The organism is Duganella sp. GW821-FHT07F09 (assembly GCF_059418705.1).
On the sequence record NZ_JBWKQJ010000005.1, the window covers coordinates 463,517 to 486,860 of the forward strand.

Below are 23,344 nucleotides of genomic sequence, written 5' to 3' on the forward strand. Positions count from 1 at the left end.
TCAGCAAGCGGAATCCCGGCCTTTGCGCAACTGGTCCCACAACTTGTCCAGCATGGGCTTGCGGTGGGCGATGGCGCGGAACAGGCGGATCTCGAGCCGCATGGTCCATAGATCGCCGCCGGCGCGCACCAGCTTGCCTTCGGCCAGTTCGCGCGCGATGCTGCTCTCCGGCAGCCAGGCCAGGCCGTGTCCAGACAGCGCCATGGTCTTGAGCAGTTCGGCCATGTCGCTCTCGTAACAGCTGCGCAGGCAGACCGGCTGGCCGGTGCGCGCCTGCAAGCGTTGCACCACACGGCCGAAGTAGGATGTCGCCGTGTAGGCCAGATAGGGCAGGGGAGCGGCCGTGCCGCCTGGCAGCGCGAACATCGGCGATCCGGCGCGGTTGGGCACCGATACCGGCATCACCGTTTCGTCGCCCAGGTGCAGGAATTCAAAGCGCTGTGCATCCAGTTCGATCGGCAAGTCGGCGTGGTGGTAACACAGCAGCAGATCGCAGTTGCCCTCGACCAGCGACAGCACCGAGTCGTGCACATTGGTGGGCAGGATGCGCGCGGGCAGCGGGCCGTATTGGGCCTGCACCGAATTGAGCCATCCGGGAAAGAAGTTCAATGACAAGGCGTGGCCGGCCGACACCCGCAGCACCTGGTCATTGGTTTCCTCGACACGCAACACGGCGCGGGCATCGTTCAACAGCCGCACCGCCTCGGTGGCGCTTGCGGCAAACATCTTGCCCGCCGGCGTGAGCACCAGCGGATAACTGCTACGATCGACCAGATCGGCGCCCACCCAGGCCTCCAGCGTTTGGATGCGGCGGCTGAGCGCCGATTGGGTCACGCCACGGTCGTCGGCCGAACGCGAAAAATTGCGGGTCCGCGCGAGACTGATGAAATCCTCCAGCCACTTGATGTCCATCAGTCCGTTCTCCCCATGCCAACTGCCATTGTCCGCCCTGCCGTGCCTATCGTTATTCCGATTTCGCATAGTATCAGAGCAGCATAGCGGCCGTGACCGTATGCAGTCTTTGCCGCACGGCCAAAACAACGGATAATGGCGGCCAACTCATTTTGCGCACCAGATTGGAATTCCCCATGGAAATTAAGGTCAATTTTCTCGATAAGCTACGTCTTGAAGCTAAATTCGATGATTTCACGGTCATCGCCGACCAACCCATCCGCTACAAAGGGGATGGCTCGGCGCCGGGTCCGTTCGACTATTTCCTGGCCTCGTCCGCCTTGTGCGCCGCTTACTTCGTCAAGTTGTATTGCGTAACTCGCAATATTCCAACGGAAAACATCCGTCTGTCGCAGAACAACATTGTCGATCCCGAGAACCGTTACCAGCAGATCTTCAAGATCCAGGTCGAACTGCCGGCCGATATCTCGGACAAGGACCGGCAAGGCATCCTGCGCTCCATCGACCGCTGCACGGTGAAAAAGGTGGTGCAGGCCGGACCCGAATTCATTATTGAAGAAGTCGAGAACCTGGATGCCGACGCCCAGGCGTTGCTGACCATGAAGCCGGCAGGCGAAGCCAGCACCTATATCGTGGGCAAGGATCTGCCGCTGGAGCAAACCATCGCCAATATGTCCGGCGTTCTGGCGGGCTTGGGCATCAAGATTGAAATCGCGTCGTGGCGCAATATCGTTCCCAACGTCTGGTCGCTGCACATCCGCGATGCGCACTCGCCGATGTGTTTCACCAACGGCAAGGGATCGACCAAGGAAAGCGCCTTGGCGTCGGCTTTGGGCGAGTATATCGAGCGGCTGAACTGCAATCACTTCTACGCGGGCGCGTATTGGGGCGAAGATATCGCCAACGCCGCCTTCGTCCATTACCCGAACGAACGCTGGTTCAAGCCTGGCCGCAAGGACGCATTGCCGACCGAAATCCTGGATGAGTATTGCCTGGAAATCTACGACGCCGATCGCGAACTGCGCGGCTCGCATCTGTACGACACCAACTCCGGCAATGTGGAGCGCGGCATCTGTTCGCTGCCATTCGTGCGGCAGTCGGACGACGCGGTTGTGTATTTCCCGTCGAACCTGGTCGAGAACCTGTATGTCAGCAATGGCATGAGCGCCGGTAACACGCTGGCCGAGGCCCAGGTGCAATGCCTGTCGGAGATCTTCGAGAGGGCGGTTAAACGCGAAATTCTGGAAGGCGAAATCGCCTTGCCCGACGTGCCGCAGGAAGTATTGGCGAAATACCCGGGCATCGTGGCCGGCATTCAAGGGCTGGAAGAGCAGGGCTTCCCGGTGCTGGTCAAGGATGCGTCGCTGGGCGGAACCTACCCGGTCATGTGCGTGACGTTGATGAATCCACGCACCGGCGGAGTGTTCGCCTCGTTCGGCGCGCACCCTAGCCTGGAAGTGGCGCTGGAACGCAGTCTGACCGAGTTGCTGCAGGGCCGCAGCTTTGAGGGCTTGAACGATTTGCCCCGGCCGACGTTTGTCAGTAACGCCGTGACCGAGCCGAACAACTTCGTCGAACACTTCATCGATTCCAGCGGCATCGTGTCGTGGCGCTTCTTCAGCGCCAAGGCCGACTACGATTTCGTGGAATGGGATTTCTCCGGCCAAGGTGAAAACTCCAACGCCGAGGAAGCCGCGACCTTGTTCGGCATTCTCGAAGAAATGGGTAAGGAGGTCTACATGGCCGTCTACGACCAGTTGGGCTCGACCGCATGCCGGATTCTGGTGCCGGGCTATTCGGAAGTGTATCCGGTGGAGGATCTGATCTGGGACAACACCAACAAATCGCTGTTATTCCGTTCCGACGTATTGAACTTGCACAGCCTCGACGAGGACGCCCTGGAGGCGCTGCTCGAACGCCTGGACGATAACGAACTGGACGAATACGGCGACATCGCCACGTTGATCGGTGTTGAATTTGACGAGAACACGCCTTGGGGCCAGTTGACTACGCTGGAGCTGAAGCTGCTGATCAACCTGGCCCTGCAGCAGTTTGAAGACGCAAAAGAGCTGGTGGAAGCGTTCCTGCAATATAACGACAACTCGCTCGAGCGCGGACTGTTCTATCAGGCCTTGAATGTTGTGCTGGAAGTTGAGCTGGACGACGACCTGGAGCTGGAAGATTACGTGGTCAATTTCCGCCGGATGTTTGGCGACGCAAGGATGGACGCGGTGCTGGGATCGATGGACGGCAGCGTGCGGTTCTACGGCCTGACGCCGACGAGCATGAAGCTGGAAGGTCTCGACAGGCACGAGCGTTTGATCGATAGCTACAAGAAATTGCATGCGGCGCGCGCGAAGGCTGCGGTTTGACCTTGTCGTGGAATCGTGGCATCCCACTTCGGCCTTGAAGAGCACCCCGGGCGCTGATCATTGCAACGTTTGGTCGGCCCGGTGGCCGGCGACGAAGGTGCTCAACGCCAGCGACTGGTAGCCCCGCGCCAGCGTGTCCAGGCGAGTGGCGAAAGCGGCGTAGGCGGGATCGAGCTCCCGCAGGTAGCGCGCCCGCTCCCTGATCTCCCGCATGTTTCCGAGTTGCGCCAATTGCCACAGCACCTCGATCTCCTCGGCCGGCGGGATGACCAAATCCGTTGCGTCCTCCCCGGCCGGGTCGGCGGGCGCCGGGCGCGTGGAAATCCAGTGCAGCGACAGTTGGGTACCGATCGTGCGCAACAGTGCCGCGTGTTCGATCGGCTTGGCGAGAAAGGCGTTGGCGCCCGCTTCATAGCATTTCGATTCGTCCTCCCGGCTGGCGCCGGCGGTCACGGCGACAATCGGAATGGTCTCCCAACCCGGCATCCGGCGTATCCGCCGCGTCGTCTCATTGCCATCAAGCAGAGGCATCATGACATCCATCAAAATCAGCTCGGGCTTGAAGCTCTCCAGCAGGACCAGGCACTCCAGGCCGTTCTCCGCCGCAGCCACGATGAAGCCCACCCCCTGCAGCAAGTCCACCAACATCGCGCGATTTTGCGGCACGTCGTCGGCAATCAGCAATCGCTTGCGTGCGCCTTCATAACCGACGATGTCGTGCAGTGGCGCTACGGCGGCCGGGCTCTCGGTGGCGATCGGCACCGTCAGTTCAAACCAGAACGTGCTGCCCTTGTCCGGTTCACTCACGACCGCGATGTCGCCGCCCATCAGGCGCACCAGTTGTTGGCTGATGGCCAGGCCCAATCCCGCGCCGCCTTCGCGCCGCTTCATATTGCCCATCTGCTCGAAGGGTTGGAAAATACGCTCGAGTTGTTGAGCGCTCATGCCGATACCGCTGTCGGCCACCTCGAAGCGCAAGCGCGTGCTGGCGCGGCCGTCGTGGACGGCCGGGCCTTCCTCGGGCGACGCCGGCCGCACCCGCAGGGAAACGGCGCCGTGATCGGTGAATTTCACTGCGTTGCCCAGCAGGTTGAGCAGCACTTGGCGCAAGCGTGTCTCATCGATCGTGACGGCGGCCGGCAAGTCGGCGACCAACTCGTAGCTGAACCGGATGCCTTTTTCTTCGGCCTTCACGCGCACGATGTCGCTCACCACCCGCAGGAAAACGTCGAGATCGACGGCGGTCGGATACAAAACCATCTTTCCGGCTTCGACCCGCGCCATGTCCAGGATGTCGTTGATGAGCGTGAGCAAATGCTGGCCGCTCTCATGAATGGTGTCCAGGCCGACGGCCTGCCGTTCGCTGAGCTGTTGGCTGTCACGCCTCAGCAACTGGGCATAGCCCATGATGGCATTGAGCGGGGTGCGCAATTCGTGGCTCATTTGCGCCATGAAGTTGCTGCGCTGGTGTGCCAAGCGGATCGCCTCGGCCAGGGCCGTCTCGCGCGCCGCCTCGGCCGCCTTGCGTTCGCGATCGACGGCGGTCAAATTTTCCAGGCGTGAATTGCTGGCCGAAAGGCTGGCGCGAAAGTGGAGCAGGCCCAGCGACAAGCCGAACAGTCCGCATCCGATCCAAGCGGACACCAGATACATGAGCAGGGTTGTTTTCGACATCCATTTGCCGCGGAATTCGATCGACCGCAATTCGATCGTGATAAGCTGTTTTGGGCCTAACACCGCGGTCGCAATCTCCACGGCCGTCACGCGGTCAAGCCGCGTGGGGTTTTTAGACAACGGTATCTTGTGTGCGCTCCGCCACCACTCCGCAGTGTGCACCACGTTGAGTGGAATCGTGAAAGTCGTTTCGGGAGGGGGAGCGACCTCGGCTTCGTTATATCGCTGCGAGTTCCAAACACCTGGAGTGGATAAGCCCGGTTCAAAATTCAGCAGGTGCAGCTTGAACAATTTGGGATGATCGCTCGTATAGCGCATGTTAAAGGTAATCGTATCGAAATGCGAAAAGTCCAGTCCCTCGCCCGGCTCGCCCATCAGAAACTGCATTTTGCAAAATGGATACTGGGCGCCGGTTCCCAGGTCGCAGCGCATCGTGAGCGCATCGTCGGTGCGCACCAGCGTTGCGATCGAGTCGCCGTTGTCGTCGTCACGGTCGTCCGCCAGTTTGACGCCATGTGGGTGGCGAGGCGATATCTCAAGGCTCCGGACCATGCCGAAATGCTGCCAGATCAACAATGTCGGCGTCAGGAATAACAATAAGATAACCAGATAGTAAATTATTGCTGTTGGCCTGGAGAGCGTCTGATTCATGTGCGGACCGATGGGTTCTTGGAACAGCAAGGGCAGGGTGGAGCGAGCCCAAGTATATACCCGGGTCTGGTAGCATAGGACCAACTTCCACGAACTCATCTTGTGTACAGCCGGAGTAACCATGAACCTGCCGCCAGACTTGCGTGGCCGCACCATCTTGATCGTCGACGATATCCCGGCCAATCTGACCTTGGCGGTCGACATGCTGGAACAGCACGGCCTGCGCCTATCCGTGGCGCAATGCGGCGACGAAGCCTTGCAGCGGGTGGCGTTCGCCCCGCCGGACCTGATACTGCTCGACGTGCGGTTGCCGGGCATCGACGGCTTTGAAGTGTGCCGCCGCCTCAAGTCCGGCGGCGGCGCGGCGGCCGCCGTGCCGGTGATCTTCATGACCGCGCTGACGGACACCGCCGACAAGGTGGCCGGCTTTGCCGCCGGCGCGGTGGACTACGTCACCAAGCCGCTGCAGCTCGATGAGGTGCTGGCGCGGGTATCGACCCATCTGCGGCTGGCCGCAATGCGGACCCAACTGGTGGACCAGAATGCGCTGCTGATGCGCGAGAACCAGGAACGCCGTGAAGCCGAGCGCGTGCTGCAGCAATACCGCGACAGTCTGGAACTGCAGGTGGCAGCGCGCACCGCCGAAGTGCGCGAGTTGGCCACGCATCGGGAAACCACGCGTGAAGATGAACGCAAGCATATCGCCCACGAGCTCCACGATGAACTGGGCCAATCGCTGACCGCCTTGCGCATGCGGGCCGGGCTGCTGCGGGTACGGTTCGGCGCCGATGTTCCGGGTCTGAACGAGCACGTGCGCCAGTTGACCGATTTGGTTGACCGCAGCATCGGCGTGGTGCGCAATGTCGCCACGACCTTGCGGCCAACCGTGCTGGACATGGGGATCGGCTCGGCGCTGGAATGGCTGGTCGACGAGTTCCGCAGGCATAGCGGACTCGATTGCAGCCTGACGCTGGATCTGGAACCGGGCGGGCTGGACGAACCGCAAGCGATCGCCATATTCCGCATCGTGCAGGAGTCGTTGACCAATATCGCGCGCCATGCGAACGCTAGTGAAACCGCGGTCACGCTGCGGTGTTCCGCGCATCAGTGCGTTTTGCGGGTCGAGGACAACGGGTGTGGATTCGATCCGACGGCGGCACGGCCGCAATCGTTTGGCTTGCTGGGTATCCGCGAGCGCGCGCTCAGTTTGGATGGACGGCTTGAGATTGTTAGCCGGCCTGGCGGGAGCACCTGTGTCGATGTGGTTTTGCCGCGCAAGCCGGCGTGACCGTAGCGTGTAGTGGGGCGGGACGGCCGCTTATCTAAACCGCGCTATCGCGCCTGCGGTGGCGCTGGCTTGGCCCGTTGCATCCGTGCACGCCACCTTCGCATGGCACTTCGTGCCATCCTGAAAACGCGTGATATCCACCCACTAAGCCGTCGGAGCGCACGCATCGTACCGCACCCTGTCGCCCATGCAGCCTGCGCTGCATCCTTGAACAACTGAACGCTGCGCCGGCCCTCGGTCGGGCTGCGCGAGCCCATGGAAAGCAGCTTTATCGTCGAGGTGGCGATTTTTCCGCCAACGACCAAAGAGAAAAACCCGTAATAGAGCCAGCGATAATGTTTGCTGCGCTTATCCCCGATGGTTAGGGCTAGCAGCCTTTGCTGCTCCTCGCGCAGCCGAACCAGCGTCGGGATGATGCATTCGCTCGCCAGCGCGGTCGAGCGAACGATGTGCTCCTTATCTACCTTTCCATCAAGTGGGTCAGCAAAAGCGTTGCAGTACATAGCTGGCGTGCGCAGGCACACCGTGGAAGACGGCGCCAACTGCGAGATGCCAGGAGCTAACTGCTTGACCCGGCACTTCGCCGCGTTGTAAGCGGCGATCTCGCGCCGTATAGTAATGACTTCCTGGGGCAGGAGGGGGCGACGAAAGCGCGCGTATATATCGGCCGAGGTGTGCGGACCGAACTCTGTAAAGATCGCTACATGGTCGCTCGCGTAGTCCAGCAAGGTTTGCTGGACGTCGGAAGCCCAGCGACACGAGGCTGAATCGGTGCTCTGATGTTCTTCGCACCACGCCACATAAGCGCCCGTTTGACGAGCCAAATAACTACTGGCCTGGCGCGACGTGGACTGACTTTCCGCCAATTCCTTCGCATGTTCCCCAACGCTTGCATCAGCCACGAAAAACACGGCAGCGACGAGGCCCGCAGTACACCACAAATGGTCGTACAGGTCACCGAACCGATTCCCTAAGAGGAGGACGTCGGCCAGTAGGATTGTTAGGCACCATCCCAGCAGCACACCGAGTGCGAGCAGCGGCAGAAAGCCGAGCGGTGCGCCCAGCACCCCGGTTCCGTTGATGTCGAATCGATCGGGAAGATAGCGAAGCATCGGCCATAGCGAAACCAGGTTGAGGCATCCGGGCAGCGCAAGCAAGCCTGCGGCACCCATGGCGCCGCGTTTGCGGCCCAGGACGTAGCTGCTTACCACGAACAGAGCGGCCAGCGCCAAGCTGCACAGCGCAAGTATCCCGAGCAGCGGTATGGTAGCTTGCGCGGGAGACCAGTAACTACTGGCGATATGTCCATGTGGATCGCGCTGAACGAAATTCGATGACGCGATTCCCAGTCCTTCCATGTTTTGTTGTATGTTCCACGCCGCGCCATGCAGGGTCGAGACATACGGATACAGAAAGGTTCGGAGCATGCGGGGATCCCTCAGTGAAAAGACTAGCGCGATCGAATTTGACTAGCGCCCAGCTCGAACAACTGAAACTACCTCAACGACGTGCAGATGGGGCTCAGGTGGTGCAAAAAGCGTTCGCAAGCTCGACAAAAATGGCTAACCCTGTGATTTTAATTGCTATTTAACTTCCGTCGTTTTTCCCTGACGTTCAATTTGAGCTGCATCAACGAAACACGACGTAGTCATCACATCACATGTCAAGGCCAAGTTCAGATGTCGTCACAACTTCGCATAATTTATATTATGTAAAATATAGTATTACGACATGGGGGTGTCTTTCACCTAAATCGCGCCAAGTCGAACATCCCGTATAGCCGCCGTCTTCCACTGCCAGTGCCCGCCGCGCGACCACCTGAGCAACATCGGTCAGCGCCCAGCCCTCACAAAAAACCGCTATCGCTAGCGTTTTTTTGTGAGGTTCGGCTTGCTATTTACTGCCTGGCCTTTTCTTCGTCCGCCGGTTGATGTTTGTCGCCCTGCCTGGCGGCTGCCTTTTGCTGTTCGGCGGCCTCGATCTGTGCGATCTGCTGCTCCATCAACTGGATCGTTCGCTGCAGGTCGAAAATCTGCTTGAACAGCAGCTTCTGCAGCTCCGGATCGCTGGTTTCACGCAACTGCTTTTGCATCGAGGCGAGCTGCTTGCGCACGCCCTTGATCTGCGCCATGATCCGCATGATCTGGTTCTGTGCGCCGGCGCTGTTGGTGACGCTGCGGGCGCTGCTGCCGATGCTCAATGCCATAACCCCTCCGTATCTGATGTGCCGCGATAGTAATCCAGTTTAATAATTTAAAGCAACTAAATCATTTTGGTAATCCACCACCACGTCGCATTCGGACGGACCTCGGTGGTGCGGTCGGGAATTTGGCAATACTCCCTAGGGCATCAGCGACAGAACGGGCGCGCTGGTCTGCAACCGGACCACCATATCTACTCCCTCGTGCATACTTGCATTCTCGCCCAGGACAATCCCCTCGGCGGATTGAGTGAAGCGTACCGGCACACCCGCCAGCGTGCTTGCCGAAACGATTTTCTGCGCCAGCGGCGGTAATTTCAGGGTATCGCCGCGCCATGACCGAACATGCAGGTAGACGTTCTTACCGCGTACCGTGGAACCGTACAGTCCATCCACCGGCTGGAATGGACCTGGCCGGGTGTTGTAAATACTCTCGCCATTGACGCGCATCCACGCCCCCAGGCCCCGTAGGGTCTCGATCTGCGCCGCCGGGATGTTCCCGTCCGCATCGGGGCTCATATTGACCAGGGCATTGCCGTTGCGAACGACAGCATCGACCACGAGACGTATCACCTCCTGTGCCCCCATAGTCTTGCCCGAGGCTATGAATCCCCAGCCCGGTCCTATCGAAAAGGCTTTTTCCCACGGTTTCGACCGCACCGGCCCGGTGACTGTGTGCGCGCCCTCCTCCGTATCGAAATCGCCCTGCCAGCCCGAGCGCGGATTGATAACGATCTTGGGTTGGCGCTTGCGGACCTCGGCATTCAGGATTTCAGGGCGCCATAGCCAGGCAGCGTCGGCATCCGATCCCTGATGCGCAAGCCAGCCGCCGTCGTACCAGAGAATGTCGATCTTCCCATAATTGCTCATTAACTCGGCGACCTGCCCGTAGCCTTGCTTCTTCATGAGCGCCGCATTGTCCGGCAATCCCTTGGGATTGAAGTAGCCCGGAAAGCGCCAGTCCATCGGCGAATAGTAAATGCCGACTTTCATGCCATGCCGGCGCACCGCGTCTGCATAAGGCCCGATGAAATCCTGTCGCGCCGCGGAATGCGCGGAGTCATAGTTGCCATAGCTGGACGGGCTGTCGAACATCGCAAAGCCGTCGTGGTGCCTGGCGGTCATCACCATGTACGCCGCCCCGGCATCCTTCGCCAACATTGCCCAAGCGTCCGGATCGAAATTTTTCGGTTTGAAACGATCCGCAAGTGCCGCATATTCCTTCGGATCGATCTTGTCATTGAACATGTGCCACTCCCCTTTCGCGGGAATGGCATAGAGGCCCCAGTGGATGAAAATGCCCAATTTGGCGTCACGCCACCAGCGCATGTCTTCAGCAGGTAACAGCAACTCCGGCGCGAGGTGGCCGGAATCGGACTTCGATTTGAGGGCGGACCGTTCCTCATCGGTGACGGCCGCCGCTTGTGCCCACACGTCCCAATTGCCCAGCAGCAGTAAGCAAACAGCGGTCAATAGCGTCTTCTTCATATTTTCCTTTTCTAAAAGCGCAGCCGAAGCTTCCGCACCGGCGGTCGTCCCGACACAACGGCGCGGCCCCTTGACGAGGCCGTGCCCGTGGTGGTTCAGGGAGTCGACGGCACGATGGTGACGACCACGCGCCGGTAGCGCGTGAGCGCCGGACTGCCCTTGTCGGTCACCTTGACGATGAAGTGGGCGGTTTCCGGCTTGGTGACCACCGGCGCCTGCCCTGTAACGGTATGATGATTTTCCGCGTACCCCAGCTTGATCTCCTCCCTGTAGCTGCCCGCTTCCGGATACTGGAACCACAGATAGCTCAAGCTGTCTCCATCGGGGTCGGAGCTGCCGGCGGCGCTCATCATGAACACTTCGCCGGATTTGATGGTCAGACGGTCGCTATTGCCGAGCTTTACGACCGGCGGATGATTCGCCCCCTTGTACGGCTTGGTGGTCCAATCCATCCGCGCCGCGAAATCGTTCTGGAAATCTTTGCGCCAGCGCCAGATGGTGGTCCTGTATCCCGTGGAGACCTTGTCGTGGGCTTTCACGGTGCGGCCATAGTCGTTGTGGATAAACGGCCTGTAGCTATCCACGGCGTTGCTCCAGATGGGGCGCGGCTCTTGCAGGACCGGGACGTTGCCGGTGAAGCCTTTCGGGTCGGTGGTTTCCAGCGCCGGCGTGTACAACTCGTAACGCCCGCCCCAGCCGCCCCAGTCCGGATGCTCGGGTGCGTTCAGGCCGTTCGGTATCAGGGACAGGAAGGCCGGTGTATCGCCCTCGATGCCAAAAGAGACATCCGGATACACCGCGCCCAGCGGTCCATGCCCCTGCTGGATATGTGTGGCGATCCACCTGTTGCTTATCTCCGTGCTGTCGAAGCCCTGCTCGGTCGAGTGCATGCCGGTCCAGGTGCCGTTGCCGTAGCCGCCGGGGCTGACGATATAGAACAGATCGGGAAATTTGGTGCGCATCCAGATACCGGTATCGTCCTGATCGGAGATCGTATAGACGCGCAACTTCTTCAACAGCCGGGCGGCCTGCTCGGGCGTCCTGTCGTGGTCTATCCGGTACAACGCTTGAGCAAGCGTATTGGCGCCGCCCCACACAGAAACCCATAGGGGCCGCGTGTCATTTTTCTCCAGCGCCTTGACGATGGCGTCCGATCCCGGCGTATCCTTGCCGTCGCCGACACCTTGCATGCCGTAGAGCGGCGAGCCGGAGCGCACCAGCGCTTTCAGTGCCTGCGCTTTCGGAAAGCCCGGTTCGTGCTTCAACAGATTGGGTTGCACCTGGCCGTAGGCGTCGATAATCGTATGCATCGTTGCTGGTGCGATGCGCGACTTCTGATGCGTGGAGGTCGTGGCGACGATGCCTTCGATATCGATCTGGTTCGCGTACAAAAGCAAGCGCACCAGCGACTGGCTGTCATCGGGATCGGCCTCGATATCGCTGAGGACAATCAGGCGTTGTTTCGGTTCGGCGTGGCAAACGGCAGGCACGCAGGTCAGGACAGTCGCCAACAGGGCAGTGGTTGGAAGTAGTCGCATCGTATCTCTCGTGAATTAAGGGGCTAGCTCGCAGCACGGATTGTGATTCACACCCAGCGGGAAGACAATTATCAAATCCGCCGGTGGGACGAATAATTTTATTTAAACCGCACCGAAGTGGCGTTTTTGATGAAATTACTGCATCCGTGCAGATAATCGCATTGATAGTGCACGCCCTTGCATTCGCCGCGCGACGATACAGCTACACTTCGCCAGTTCTGCCGGGCGACCGGGGCCCGCGCCTCCTCGCAGCAAACGACAGCCACTATCAACGGGCAGCATACCCGATTAATATTCCCCATATAACCAGTAAAAACTGTGACCATGAAATTTGACACCAGGATTCCATCAATAATTTCAGTATATTTTATTCGGAAAATAGTCGGGATTATCTCCGCCTCCATTGTTTTATTTGTTCCGGGTACTTCTTTTGCGCAAGCTGAAAATCCGATCATTTTCGCCGATGTGCCTGATGTGGCCATGATCAGGGTGGGCAATAATTACTATATGAGCAGTACGACGATGCACATGAACCCTGGTGTGCCCATTATGAAGTCCACCGACCTTGTCAATTGGAAGCTGCTCAACTATGCCTACGATACGTTGGCGGATTTGCCGGCGTTGAACTTGACGGACGGAAAAGGCATCTATAGTAGAGGTTCATGGGCGAGTAGCCTGCGCTACCACAAGGGTACATATTACGTCACCACTTTTGCACATGACACGCCGGGCGAAACCTACATCTTCAAAACAAAAGATATAGAAAAAGGAGACTGGCAAAGGGTGTCCTTTAAGCCTTCGTATCATGACAGTTCTTTGTTTTTCGATGACGATGGCAAGGTCTATCTGATTTACGGCGCTAACCAGCTGAAAATTGTTGAGCTGAATGATGATCTGACCGGCGTCAGGCAAGATGTTCCCGAGCGAGTGCTTATCGAGAATTCCAGTGCGCCTTGCGGCAAAAAACCTAGCCTGAATGCCGAGGGGTCTCAACTATTCAAAGTCAGTGGGAAATACTATTTATTCAATATTTGCGCGCCGGCGAACTGGGGAATGCGGACGGAAATCATACATCGGGCAGACAGCATCAACGGTCCCTGGGAAGGAAAAATCGCATTCCAGGACCTGGGAATTGCCCAGGGAGGATTGATAGACACCCCCGACGGACGTTGGTTCTCTTACCTTTTTCGCGATTTCGGTGCCGTTGGGCGGATTCCTTATCTCGTTCCCGTGAAATGGGAGGATGGTTGGCCCGTATTGGGCGAAAATGGCAAAGCCCCGGAAAAGCTGGACCTGCCCGCCAGTACGGGTTTGATTCCGGGTTTGGTTGCTTCCGATGAGTTCAACCGTAAAAATGGCGAGGCGGCGCTACCATTGGTTTGGCAATGGAACCACAATCCGGACAACGCGCTGTGGTCCGTTAGCGAAAGAAAAGGATTTCTGCGTCTCAAGACAGGAAAAATAGACCCTGATTTTCTCTTGGCCAGAAACACGCTCACGCAGCGCACGATCGGCCCGACTAGTTCGGCTTCTGTCGTCCTGGATGCCTCAAAAATGAAGGAAGGCGATTACGCTGGATTATCGGCTTTGCAAAAAGACTATGGATTGGTGGGCGTCAAAATCGAGGGCGGTAAAAAAACGATAGTGATGACCAGCACCGATAAAGACAAAGCTGTTGAAATGCAGCGAATTCCATTGCATCAAAATAATATCCATTTCAAAATCGACTGCTATTTTGCCGATAAAAAAGACGAAGCCAAGTTCTTCTACAGTTTGGACGGCAAGATTTGGAAGCCGATAGGTGAAACCCTGAAAATGAAATATACGATTCCGCATTTCATTGGCTATCGTTTCGGCTTGTTCAACTATGCCACAAAGCATGCGGGTGGATACGTGGATTTTGACTGGTTCAGGATTAAATACTAAGATAAATTCTGATAACAGATAAAAATTTACAGGTTGCATGACATGCTGTACATTGCGAGACCTGACAACTGCGCCGCCCCGGCGTGCGGCGGACCCGCCATTGTCAGAGCTCTCAACTTTCACTTGTATGCACACCTTATATTCAAAAGCACTGGTTCGGCTGGTCCTGCTTCTCTGCATCAGTATTCTGATCGGGTATCTATGCGTCAACCGCAGCTATCACCGCGTCCCCCTGTTCGGGCAGGAGGATTTTTCCTGGCAGTTGCGCGCGTCGCACAACGGCGACGACGCGACCGCCCCGCTGCAGGCGAAAGTCGACGCCGGGCGCCTGATCATGGAATTCGTCCTGTCGCGCGACAATCCCTATCCCTTTGCGTTGACCGCCCTGCTGCTGACAGACCGCACCGGCAAACCGACGTTGTCCAACTGGTCCAGGTTCGGCAAAATGAGTTTCGAGGCGCGCTGCTTCCCAGCCGGTACCATCCGCATCGGCCTGAACACCTTCGATGACAAGCTGTCCAAGCCGGATCAGCTGCAGACTTATCGCGCGCCATCGGCTTTCGTCAACTGCAATCAGGACGGAGCCATCGCCGAGGTCGACCTGACGCGTTTGACCGTTCCGCTGTGGTGGAGCGAAATGAACAAACTCGACCCATCGGACCAGGGCTACTCGCTGGATAAGGTCGCGCAGATCGAAGTGGGCACGAGCAAGGCCAGCCGGCTCGGCATTCCATCCCGCATCGAAATCGCCAACATCGAATTGCACGACCGGAATTACGCCTACCTGTATTTTTTCGCCGTGTTCCTGATCGTGGCCTGGAGTGGTTTCGGGTACTGGTTCGTCAAGCAGTGCGCGGTGGCCTTGGCCAACGACCTGCACGCCCGGATGCAGAAAGATCTGCCGCTGGTGGCCTACCAGCAGTTGGCGCTGGAGCCGCACCGGGAAAAAGAAAAATCCAACCTTCTGAGACTGCTGGCGACGCGTTACGCGGATTCGGAACTGGATCTGGACACGGTCGTGTCGGAAACCGGCGTCAACCGCAATAAGGTCAACGAAATACTGAAGGCGGAAATGGGCTACACCTTCACCGGTTACCTGAACAAGCTCAGATTGACCGAGGCGTCGCGCCTGTTGGTGGAAAACACCAACGCCAGCATCGCGGAGATCGCCTATTCGGTGGGCTACAAGAATTCCTCGTACTTCAACCGCCTCTTCAAGGAGGAATACCATTGCACGCCCAAGGCCTTCCGCGAAGTCTTCAAGAAGGAGGCGCCCGAGCCGGCGCCGTCCAGCACAGCCTAAGGCCGAGGGTTCATCCGCGCCCCAGCACGCCGCGCAGGTAGGCGTCGTGTTTGGGCATGGCCGCCACGGCGGTGGCGATGCATTGGCGGCGCCACCGCAATCCCTGCAGCGCCACCGCCCGCTCGATGTCGCCCAACGACGGGTCGGCGCGCTCGGGCCAATGCCCCATGCCGGCATGGATCGCCAGCCAGCTGGTCGCGTCGAAGCCCTCCAGGTCGTACTGGTGCAACGCGCCCGCCTGGCGCCACGCGTGGAGCTTGAAAACCAAGGTCTCGGGTAGCTCCATGGTTGCCATCGCGCGCCACAGCGCGCTGTCGCGGCGCGCGCTCAGGCAGTAGTGCATGATGATGAAATCACGCACGCGCGCGAACTGGCGCCCCATTTCGCCGTTGTAGTCGGCCAGCACGTGCTCGGTCAACGGCGCGGCCGTCAACAGCAAATCGATCAGCTTCCCCAGCGCCCGCTGGACCAGGAAGATGCTGGTCGATTCGAGCGGCTCCAGGAATCCCCCCGACAGGCCCAGCGCGACGACGTTGTGCACCCAGGCGCGCGCGCGGTGGCCGGTCTGGAAGCGCAGCAGGCGCGGCTCGGCCAGCGCCGGCCCGTCCAGCTGCCCCAACAATTGTTCGCGCGCGCGATCCTCGTCGATGTAGCGGCTGGCGAAGACGTGGCCGTTGCCGGTGCGGCTTTGCAGCGGTATCCGCCACGCCCAGCCCGCCTCCAGCGCGGTGGCGCGCGTGTACGGCGTCAATTCGGTCCCGATCCGTTCGGTCGGACAGGCCCAGGCCCGGTCCACCGGCAGCCAGTGGCTGAAGTCGACGAACGGTTCGCCCAGGGTGCGCCCCAGCAGCAGCGACGCGAAGCCGGAGCAGTCGATGTACAGGTCGCCGGCGACCACGCGCCCGTCGGCCAGGGTAAGCCGGTCGACGCCGCCGTCGGCGCGCCGCGCCACCTCGACGATGCGCCCCTCGGTGCGGCGCACGCCGCGCCGCTCGCCCAGCTTGCGCAGGAAGGCGGCGTACAGCGCGGCGTCGAAGTGGTAGGCGTAGTCGTAGCGGTCGGCCTCTCCCGGCACCGCGAAGCGGCCCTGGCCGGCCATCACGCTCGACAGGCATTGCTCCCCCAGGGATCCAAGGCCGGCCTCGCCCAGCCGATGGTGCTGGCCCCACACCGCGCGGGAACCGCTCAGTTCGCCGAAATCACCGAAGGTGTGGAAATAGCTTTCGCCCTGCGCGCGCCAGTCGCAAAACTGGATGCCCAGCTTGTAGCTGCCGTTGGTGGCGCGCAGGAACTCGGCTTCGTCGATGCCGAGCAGGCGGTGGAGGTTGCGGATCGATGGAAAGGTCGCCTCCCCCACGCCGACGATGCCGATCTCCTCCGACTCGACCAGCTCGATGGTGGTGGCGCCCTCGAGGGCGGTGGCCAGCGCGGTGGCCGCCATCCAGCCGGCCGCGCCGCCGCCGACCACCACGATGCGTTTGAACGTTGGCTTCATGGCGCGGCGCAGTGCCGGGCGATGTGCCCGGCGTGAGCGGGCATCGCCTTGACCACCTGCGCGATCGTCTCGCGCCGGCTTGCCAAGTGCCCCAGCAACTGGTCGAAATTGAGGCTGTCGATCAGCGGGTCGTCCCGCTTGGGCACCACGCCCAGCCCCATCAGCAGCGAGACCATCGACGGTTCTGCGAAGCCGAGCGCATCGTAGACCACGACACGGCCGGTTTCCCGGTACGTCTCGATCTGGTGCCGCAGCGTGTCGGGAATCGCCATGTTGGCGCAGTAGCGCCAGAAGTCCGAGTCGGTGCGGTTGGTGAGCTTGTAATGCATGATGATGAAGTCGCGCACGTACTCGTAGCGTTGCGCGACCAGGCGGTTGAACTCGTCGGCCAGCTCGGGGCGGTAGTCGCGATCGGGGAAATACTGGAGCAGCCAGCCGACCGCGTTTTCGATGATGTTGATGCTGGTCGATTCGAGCGGTTCGAGGAAGCCGCTCGACAGGCCGATGGCCACGCAGTTCTTGACCCAGGACTTGCGCCGCCGGCCCGTGGTGAAGCGCAACTGGCGCGGCTCGCCGAGCGGTTCGCCGTCGAGGCCTTCGAGCAGCACGCGCCCGGCCTGCGCGTCGCTGGTGAAACCGTCGCAATAGACGTGGCCGTTGCCGGTGCGGTGCTGAAGCGGAATGCGCCAGGTCCAGCCGGCTTCCTTGGCGGTGGAGGTGGTGTACGGCGTGAGCGGCTCGGCCTTGGCGCACGGGACGGCCTGCGCGCTGTTACACGGCAGCATGGCGCTCCAGTCCTCGTAGCCGGCCTGGTACACGCCTTCGATCAGCAGGCCGCGAAAGCCCGAGCAATCGACGAACAGGTCGCCCTCGACGCGGCGGCCGTCGCGCAGCCTGAGGGCGGTGATGAAACCGGTGTCGGGGTGCTGCTCGACGTGCTCGATCATGCCTTCGATACGCTTGACGCCGCGTTGCATGGCATAGTCGCGTAAATAGGCGGCATACAGGCCGGCGTCGAAATGGTAGGCGTAGCCATAAGCGTCGGTGATCGATGGCATGTCGTCTTGCGGCGGCACGAAGCGGTTGCTGCGCGCCATCATGGTCGCCATCGACCATTGCTCGTAGGACGGCATGTCCTTGAACACGCGCGACAGGCGCAGCCAGTACATGGTCGCCGGGCGGTTCTCGATGGCCGGACCGAAGTCGCCGAAGCCGTGGAAAAACCGGTTGCCGACATGGCCCCAATCCTTGAATTCGATGCCGAGCTTGAAGGTCGCCTGGGTCTTCCTGACGAAATCGGATTCGTCCAGACCGAGTGCGAGATTGAAGTAGCGGATGGTCGGCAGCGTCGCCTCGCCGACGCCGACGGTGCCGATCTCGGGCGACTCGACCAGCACCACTTCGCAGCTCTTCGGCAGCTTGAGCGCCAGCGGCGCGGCGGCCATCCAGCCGGCGGTGCCGCCGCCCACGATGACGACTTTTCGTATGTTTTTGTCGGACATGTCATTGCTTCTTTTTAGAGTGCTCGCCCCCGCGGGCAAGGATGCGGCCGGCGTGTCGATGCCGGTGAAGTGAGCCCGCCGCCGCGCCGTCAGCATTGGACGCGCGGCGGTGGAGCGAAATAATTCTCGCACGAATCCGCGCTAAAAAACATGCCGGTCCGCGAAGTCGCAATCTACTGAATTTAATATGTTGTATTGATGTTTTTTGTAATTGCCGCAAGTATTTCCTCTCCACATAATAGCCCCCACGAGTGTGATACCGCAGACAACGAATTGTCGTCGTCGACGCCGCCGGAAGCAGCGGAGCGGATGCGCATTTTCGTTTGCCAGCGGCGCGGCCGGTGACAGCTAACCAGCACTAAAAGCACCAGAGAGAAACCATAAAATCATGAGGGGACAAAAAATGAAAATGCAGCTTACGGCTGTCGGATTGGCCTGCGCCACGTTGTTGGCCGCCTGCGGAGGCGGCGGCGACAAGGGCGCCGACGGCGGGCTGGCGCAGTCGATTTCCTTCCCATTCCCGGGCGGCGCGACCGTGGGCGCCCCGGCCACCGTCGCCACCATCGAGCTCAAGGCGACCGCCAGTTCCGGCGGTCCGGTCACCTACGTGTCGAACACGCCGGGCACCTGCACCGTCAGCGGCGCCACGCTGTCGCTGCTGAAAGCCGGCGAGTGCTCGGTCAACGCCAACCAGGCCGGCGGCGATGGCTACGCTCCGGCCTCGGCGCGCCAACTGTTCGTCATTCCCAAGCGCCCGGCGGTGATCACTTTCCGCAATCCGGGAGCGCAGCCGCTGGACGCGGCGCCGTTGCCGCTGGTGGCGAGCGCCGCCGAAGCACTGCCGGTCACCTTTAGCACCAGCACGCCGGAGGTGTGCTCGGTCAGCGGCAGCACGTTGCAAAAGCGCGCCAACGGCCTGTGCGTGGTCAGCGCCACGGCGGGCGGCGACGATATCTACCTGGCGGCGAAAGTGGACAAGACCATCCCGATCGGCGACGCGGTATTGCCCCCGCTGAATTTCGCCAGCGGCTACAAGACAAACGATGTCGGGCGCACATTGGAGAACGGCAAAATCGAATGGTATTCCTCGGATCCGACCAAAACCACCGTGGCCGCCGACGGCGGCACCTTCGCGCTCGCCATGGACAAACAGTCGAACGAGCCTAATTTCGGCGGCTACTACGGTCTCACGGTTTACGCCGCCGGCCTGCAGGATATGGTCAAGGGCGGCGAGACCGGCGGTGTGGTGATCGATGGCCAGCAGGCGATCAAGTTCAATCTGATGATGAACCCCGAAATGGTGGCCGCGAACAAGACCCGGCTCAGAGTCTGGCTCTACCTGGGCCACAACGCCAAATTCAACAACAACGATTGCAACGTGCGCCTGGAAAAGTTCATCACACCGGTGTTCTCGGCGTCCGTGCAGGGCGTGCAGCAGCAAAGTATCGATCTCAAGTCGTTCACCGTTGTGGAGAGTTGCGGCCTGGACGCGCTCGACGTCTCGGAGGAGCTGCAGGACCACGCGATCTCCAAGATCGAGTTCAACGTGCCTGATATTAACAATCTGCAGCCGAACGCCGGGACCAGCACCTACACCACCAGCGTGACGATGGGAACCATCACATTCCAATGATGGCGCGCGATGATTTACCCCGCCGGCGGTGCCCGGCGGGCAAGCAAAGCACTTATAAGATTCCAACAGGACGGAGACAATGAAAACAATCGGAACACCAATCAAGCGCGAACCGCTGCGGATGACGGCGCTGGCACTTGCGGCGGCGCAGGTCGCAATGTTCTACAGCGGCGCTGCGCATGCACAGACGGCGCCCGCCGCGCCGGCCGCCAAGGATGGGGAAATCACCGCCGTGGTGGTTTCGGGCCAGCGCGCGGCGATGCAATCGGCCGCCAAGCTCAAACAGAATTCCGAGGAGGTCGTCGACGGCGTCGTCGCCGAGGAGGCCGGCAAGCTGCCCGACAGATCGATCACCGAGGTGCTGCAGCGCATCGTCGGCGTGACGATGGACCGCAACAAATCGCGCGGCGACCCGGAGCACTTCTCGGTCGAGGGGTCCGGCATTTCCGTGCGCGGCCTGACCTGGGGATCGTCGACGCTGAACGGCCGTGAATCGTTCTCGGCCGGCTGGCCGGGGCGCGAATTGAGCTGGGGTGACATTCCGGCCGAACTGATGTCGGCGGTGATCGTGCACAAGAATCCGCCGGCCGACCTGATCGAGGGCGGCGTCAGCGGCCAGGTCGACTTGCGCACCGCGCTGCCGTTCGACTACAAGGGCGACAAATTCTCGGCCTCGACCTACCTCAACTACAACCAGCTCGGCTCGAAAACCTCGCCAGCCCTCTCCGGCCTGGTGTCCAAACGCTGGGAAAACGACTTCGGCCAGTGGGGCGCGCTGATCGACGTGTCCGCCAACAAGAACAACACCCACAACGACACGATCCAGGTCGACGCCTACTTCCCCCGCACCGACATCGTCGACGGACAAACCTTGTGGGTGCCCAAATCGGGATCGTGGCGCACCAACACCAGCGAGACCAACCGCGCCGGCGTGTATGGCGCGCTGCAGTGGAAGAAGGCGGGCATGGAGTCGGCGCTGACCTATTTCCACTCGGGCTACAAGGACAAAACGGTCGAGAACGCCTTGTTCACGGGGGTGGAAAACCCCTACATGTCCAAGCTGGTCGACCCCGTGTTCGACAGCCGGGGGATCTTGCAGAAGGCCAAGTACACCTATCCGATCGGCGGCGCCGGCGCCAATCAGTTCGCCGCCGGCGGCCTGGGCTTCAACTCCAACCAGGCCTTCAGCGAATCGAGTTCGCAAACCAGGGAGATCGCCTGGAACGCCAAATGGAACATCAACGAGCGCTGGACCGTCCAGAACGACCTGCAGTGGGTCCATGCGACGACCAAGAGTTTTGGCGCCGGCATGGTCCTGGGCACCTTCGTGCCGAGCATGGATATCGACCTCACCGGCAGTCCCGGCCAGATCAGCTTCGACGACGCGGCGAAAAAATTCCTGACCGATCCGGGCAATTATTACGTTTCCAACGTACAGGCGGGCAAGAGCAAGGCGACCGCCGACCTGTACGCCTGGAAGGGCGACGTGCGCTACAAGTTCGACCATCCGGTGCTGCGCGACGTGCGTTTCGGCGTGCGCCTGACCAAGCGCTCGACCAACAACACCAAGGCGACCGGCTCGGAATGGTACAGCATCGGCGAGCCATGGGCGGTGCGGCCGACGACCGTGCCGGGGAGCCTGCCCACGGCGAACGATCCGGGCTGGCAACCGCGCGCCAACTTCAGCTATCTGAGCGACCCGAAGTACGCGGCCCTGATTCCGGTCGGCACCACCAACTACAACAACTTCTTCAACGGCAAGGTTCCCGTGCCGGGCACCCTGGTGCAGCCGACGCTGGCTGCGGTCAAGGATTATCCGAACGCCTACGCCAAGCTGGCGACGATCAAGAGGTACGCCTGCGAGGACAACAATGCGTACTGGCACAGAAGCGACGACTGCTCGACCGCGGGCGCGGACTGGAAGCCGTTCGCCTACGATGGCGATCCGGCAAACGTCCGGCGTCAGGGAGAGAAGACGCAGGCCGCCTACCTGTCGTCACGCTTCGGCTTCGACGAGCTGCGCTTCCCGGTCGAAGGTAGCGTCGGCGTGCGCGTGGTCCACACCAGTACGACCGCCCATGGTTACACCGTGTTCCTGCCGACCTACAGCGGCACGACGCCCCCGTCCATCCCGCAGTTCGGCAAGATCAACCAGCCGATCGATATCGAGCACAGCTATCTCGACCTGCTGCCGAGTATTAACCTGAAGGTGGAGTTGACCGACAAGTTGCAAGCGCGCTTCGCGTTCGCCAAGTCGATGTACCGGCCGAGCTTTGGCGACCTGGCCGAGTACGTCACCTTGGAGCAACAGGTCAGCAGCAACACCGATGGCACCATCGCCAATATCAACTACAAGGGGGTCAACAAGGGTAACGCCAGGCTCAATCCGACCCGGGCCAACAGTTTTGACGCGACGCTCGAGTGGTATCCGGGCAGCGGCTCGTCGCTGACGGCCGCCTTCTTCTACAAGAAGGTGCGCGACATCGTGCTGAACTCGGCCTACACCGCCGACTACAACGACCTGGCCGGCAACGCGCAAACCTTCCTGATCAGCGCGCCGACGAATGCTTCCGATGGTCGCGTGGCCGGGCTGGAGATCGCCGGTCAAACCTACTTCAACAACGTGCCGGGATTGGAGGGCAAGCTGCCGGAATGGGCCAAGGGCTTCGGCATCTCCGCCAACTACACCCACCTGAAGAGCAAGCAGGAGCTGCACCGTCCGTTCGCGTTGAAGTACTGCCCGGCGGCCGGGTCCTTCAACAACACGTCGCTGAGCACCTACGGCTGCGACACCGACGGCACGCCATTCACCGACATGCCGTTGCAGTATTTGTCGCCCAACGCGTTCAACTTGATGTTCTTGTACGACAAGGGGCCGCTGTCGATGCGTCTTGCCTACAGCTGGCGCAGCCGTTTCCTGCAGGGCGTGGCGGTCAATGGCACGTCCGACGGCAACGGCGGCGCCACCAGCGCCGATCCGACCCGCGCGACCGTGGTCGACGGCAAGACCGTCTATCCGACGGACGTGGCCTGGGGTTTGCCGACCTGGCAGGAAGCGACCGGACAGCTCGACTTGGGGATCGACTATAAGATCACCGAGCGCCTGCAGGCCAGCTTCTCGGCGAGCAACCTCACCGATGTCGTCGTTAGGCAAACCCAGCAGCAGCATATCGGCAACATGACCCGTGCCTGGTTCGAGCCTGGCCGCAGCTATCGCCTGGCGCTGCGCTACTCGTACTAAGACGCGGCGGGGCGGCCCCCAACGGGGCCGCTTGCGCCACCGACCAAAACGCCAGCCCGGTTCGGGCCGGTGTTTTCTTTCGCTTGGGCGCCGAGCCCGCCCGTCCGCCCTTCCCCTTTTC

At 60.6% G+C, this 23,344-nt stretch carries 14 protein-coding genes; 6 read left to right on the forward strand and 8 right to left on the reverse strand.

Annotation, left to right across the window (positions count from 1 at the left end; translation table 11 throughout):
- Positions 1–912 carry a LysR substrate-binding domain-containing protein gene (locus AC07P1_RS16390; protein WP_494696811.1) on the reverse strand — a complete coding sequence of 304 codons (912 nt, stop codon included), beginning with the start codon at positions 910–912 and terminating at the stop codon, positions 1–3.
- A gap of 176 nt (positions 913–1,088) precedes the next feature.
- On the opposite strand from AC07P1_RS16390, the gene AC07P1_RS16395 reads away from it, so the two are divergent.
- On the forward strand, positions 1,089–3,284 hold the full coding sequence (locus AC07P1_RS16395; protein ID WP_494696812.1) for an OsmC domain/YcaO domain-containing protein: 2,196 nt from the start codon (positions 1,089–1,091) through the stop codon (positions 3,282–3,284).
- A gap of 57 nt (positions 3,285–3,341) precedes the next feature.
- Here the strand turns inward: AC07P1_RS16395 and AC07P1_RS16400 are convergent, their stop codons facing one another.
- Positions 3,342–5,609, reverse strand: a complete 2,268-nt coding sequence (locus AC07P1_RS16400) for an ATP-binding protein (RefSeq protein ID WP_494696813.1) — start codon at positions 5,607–5,609, stop codon at positions 3,342–3,344.
- Positions 5,610–5,730: 121 nt separating this feature from the next.
- Between AC07P1_RS16400 and AC07P1_RS16405 the strand changes: the two genes are divergently transcribed.
- On the forward strand, positions 5,731–6,897 hold the full coding sequence (locus AC07P1_RS16405; RefSeq protein ID WP_494696814.1) for an ATP-binding response regulator: 1,167 nt from the start codon (positions 5,731–5,733) through the stop codon (positions 6,895–6,897).
- 44 nt (positions 6,898–6,941) lie between these two features.
- On the opposite strand, the gene AC07P1_RS16410 is transcribed toward AC07P1_RS16405, so the two are convergent.
- The 4 genes from AC07P1_RS16410 to AC07P1_RS16425 form a co-directional block, all read right to left on the reverse strand.
- A complete protein-coding gene (locus tag AC07P1_RS16410) occupies positions 6,942–8,324 on the reverse strand; it encodes a hotdog family protein (RefSeq protein WP_494696815.1) in 1,383 nt (460 codons plus the stop codon).
- A 470-nt stretch (positions 8,325–8,794) separates the two neighbouring features.
- The gene (locus tag AC07P1_RS16415; RefSeq protein ID WP_494696816.1) at positions 8,795–9,103 is read right to left on the reverse strand and encodes a FlxA-like family protein; all 309 of its coding nucleotides are present in this window, start codon (positions 9,101–9,103) and stop codon (positions 8,795–8,797) included.
- Between the two features lie 135 nt (positions 9,104–9,238).
- Positions 9,239–10,585: an alpha-L-fucosidase gene (locus tag AC07P1_RS16420; protein ID WP_494696817.1), complete on the reverse strand. Its 1,347-nt coding sequence runs from the start codon at positions 10,583–10,585 to the stop codon at positions 9,239–9,241.
- Between the two features lie 95 nt (positions 10,586–10,680).
- Positions 10,681–12,123, reverse strand: a complete 1,443-nt coding sequence (locus AC07P1_RS16425) for a DUF1593 domain-containing protein (RefSeq protein WP_494696818.1) — start codon at positions 12,121–12,123, stop codon at positions 10,681–10,683.
- A 324-nt stretch (positions 12,124–12,447) separates the two neighbouring features.
- Between AC07P1_RS16425 and AC07P1_RS16430 the strand changes: the two genes are divergently transcribed.
- Positions 12,448–14,049, forward strand: coding sequence for a glycoside hydrolase family 43 protein (locus tag AC07P1_RS16430; protein WP_494696819.1), 1,602 nt, complete (start codon positions 12,448–12,450; stop codon positions 14,047–14,049).
- 127 nt (positions 14,050–14,176) lie between these two features.
- Positions 14,177–15,352, forward strand: coding sequence for a helix-turn-helix domain-containing protein (locus AC07P1_RS16435; RefSeq protein WP_494696820.1), 1,176 nt, complete (start codon positions 14,177–14,179; stop codon positions 15,350–15,352).
- Between the two features lie 10 nt (positions 15,353–15,362).
- On the opposite strand, the gene AC07P1_RS16440 is transcribed toward AC07P1_RS16435, so the two are convergent.
- Positions 15,363–16,847 carry a tryptophan halogenase family protein gene (locus AC07P1_RS16440; protein WP_494696821.1) on the reverse strand — a complete coding sequence of 495 codons (1,485 nt, stop codon included), beginning with the start codon at positions 16,845–16,847 and terminating at the stop codon, positions 15,363–15,365.
- Entirely contained in the window at positions 16,844–18,349 is a 1,506-nt protein-coding gene (locus tag AC07P1_RS16445; RefSeq protein ID WP_494696822.1) for a tryptophan halogenase family protein, read from the reverse strand. Before AC07P1_RS16445 ends, AC07P1_RS16440 begins: the two co-directional genes overlap by 4 nt.
- 403 nt (positions 18,350–18,752) lie before the next feature.
- On the opposite strand from AC07P1_RS16445, the gene AC07P1_RS16450 reads away from it, so the two are divergent.
- Both AC07P1_RS16450 and AC07P1_RS16455 read left to right on the forward strand, forming a co-directional pair.
- Positions 18,753–19,982: a hypothetical protein gene (locus AC07P1_RS16450; protein WP_494696823.1), complete on the forward strand. Its 1,230-nt coding sequence runs from the start codon at positions 18,753–18,755 to the stop codon at positions 19,980–19,982.
- Positions 19,983–20,061: 79 nt separating this feature from the next.
- The gene (locus AC07P1_RS16455; RefSeq protein ID WP_494696824.1) at positions 20,062–23,223 is read left to right on the forward strand and encodes a TonB-dependent receptor; all 3,162 of its coding nucleotides are present in this window, start codon (positions 20,062–20,064) and stop codon (positions 23,221–23,223) included.
- The last annotated feature ends 121 nt before the right edge of the window (positions 23,224–23,344 follow it).

Excerpts from the sequence above, each read along its gene's own strand:
- AC07P1_RS16420 (WP_494696817.1), bottom strand. The coding sequence starts at position 10,585 with ATGAAGAAGACGCTATTGACCGCTGTTTGCTTACTGCTGCTGGGCAAT.
- AC07P1_RS16400 (WP_494696813.1), bottom strand. The coding sequence starts at position 5,609 with ATGAATCAGACGCTCTCCAGGCCAACAGCAATAATTTACTATCTGGTT.
- AC07P1_RS16395 (WP_494696812.1), top strand. The coding sequence starts at position 1,089 with ATGGAAATTAAGGTCAATTTTCTCGATAAGCTACGTCTTGAAGCTAAA.
- AC07P1_RS16450 (WP_494696823.1), top strand. The coding sequence starts at position 18,753 with ATGAAAATGCAGCTTACGGCTGTCGGATTGGCCTGCGCCACGTTGTTG.
- AC07P1_RS16390 (WP_494696811.1), bottom strand. The coding sequence starts at position 912 with ATGGACATCAAGTGGCTGGAGGATTTCATCAGTCTCGCGCGGACCCGC.
- AC07P1_RS16455 (WP_494696824.1), top strand. The coding sequence starts at position 20,062 with ATGAAAACAATCGGAACACCAATCAAGCGCGAACCGCTGCGGATGACG.
- AC07P1_RS16425 (WP_494696818.1), bottom strand. The coding sequence starts at position 12,123 with ATGCGACTACTTCCAACCACTGCCCTGTTGGCGACTGTCCTGACCTGC.
- AC07P1_RS16410 (WP_494696815.1), bottom strand. The coding sequence starts at position 8,324 with ATGCTCCGAACCTTTCTGTATCCGTATGTCTCGACCCTGCATGGCGCG.
- AC07P1_RS16435 (WP_494696820.1), top strand. The coding sequence starts at position 14,177 with ATGCACACCTTATATTCAAAAGCACTGGTTCGGCTGGTCCTGCTTCTC.
- AC07P1_RS16430 (WP_494696819.1), top strand. The coding sequence starts at position 12,448 with ATGAAATTTGACACCAGGATTCCATCAATAATTTCAGTATATTTTATT.
- AC07P1_RS16405 (WP_494696814.1), top strand. The coding sequence starts at position 5,731 with ATGAACCTGCCGCCAGACTTGCGTGGCCGCACCATCTTGATCGTCGAC.
- AC07P1_RS16445 (WP_494696822.1), bottom strand. The coding sequence starts at position 18,349 with ATGTCCGACAAAAACATACGAAAAGTCGTCATCGTGGGCGGCGGCACC.
- AC07P1_RS16440 (WP_494696821.1), bottom strand. The coding sequence starts at position 16,847 with ATGAAGCCAACGTTCAAACGCATCGTGGTGGTCGGCGGCGGCGCGGCC.
- AC07P1_RS16415 (WP_494696816.1), bottom strand. The coding sequence starts at position 9,103 with ATGGCATTGAGCATCGGCAGCAGCGCCCGCAGCGTCACCAACAGCGCC.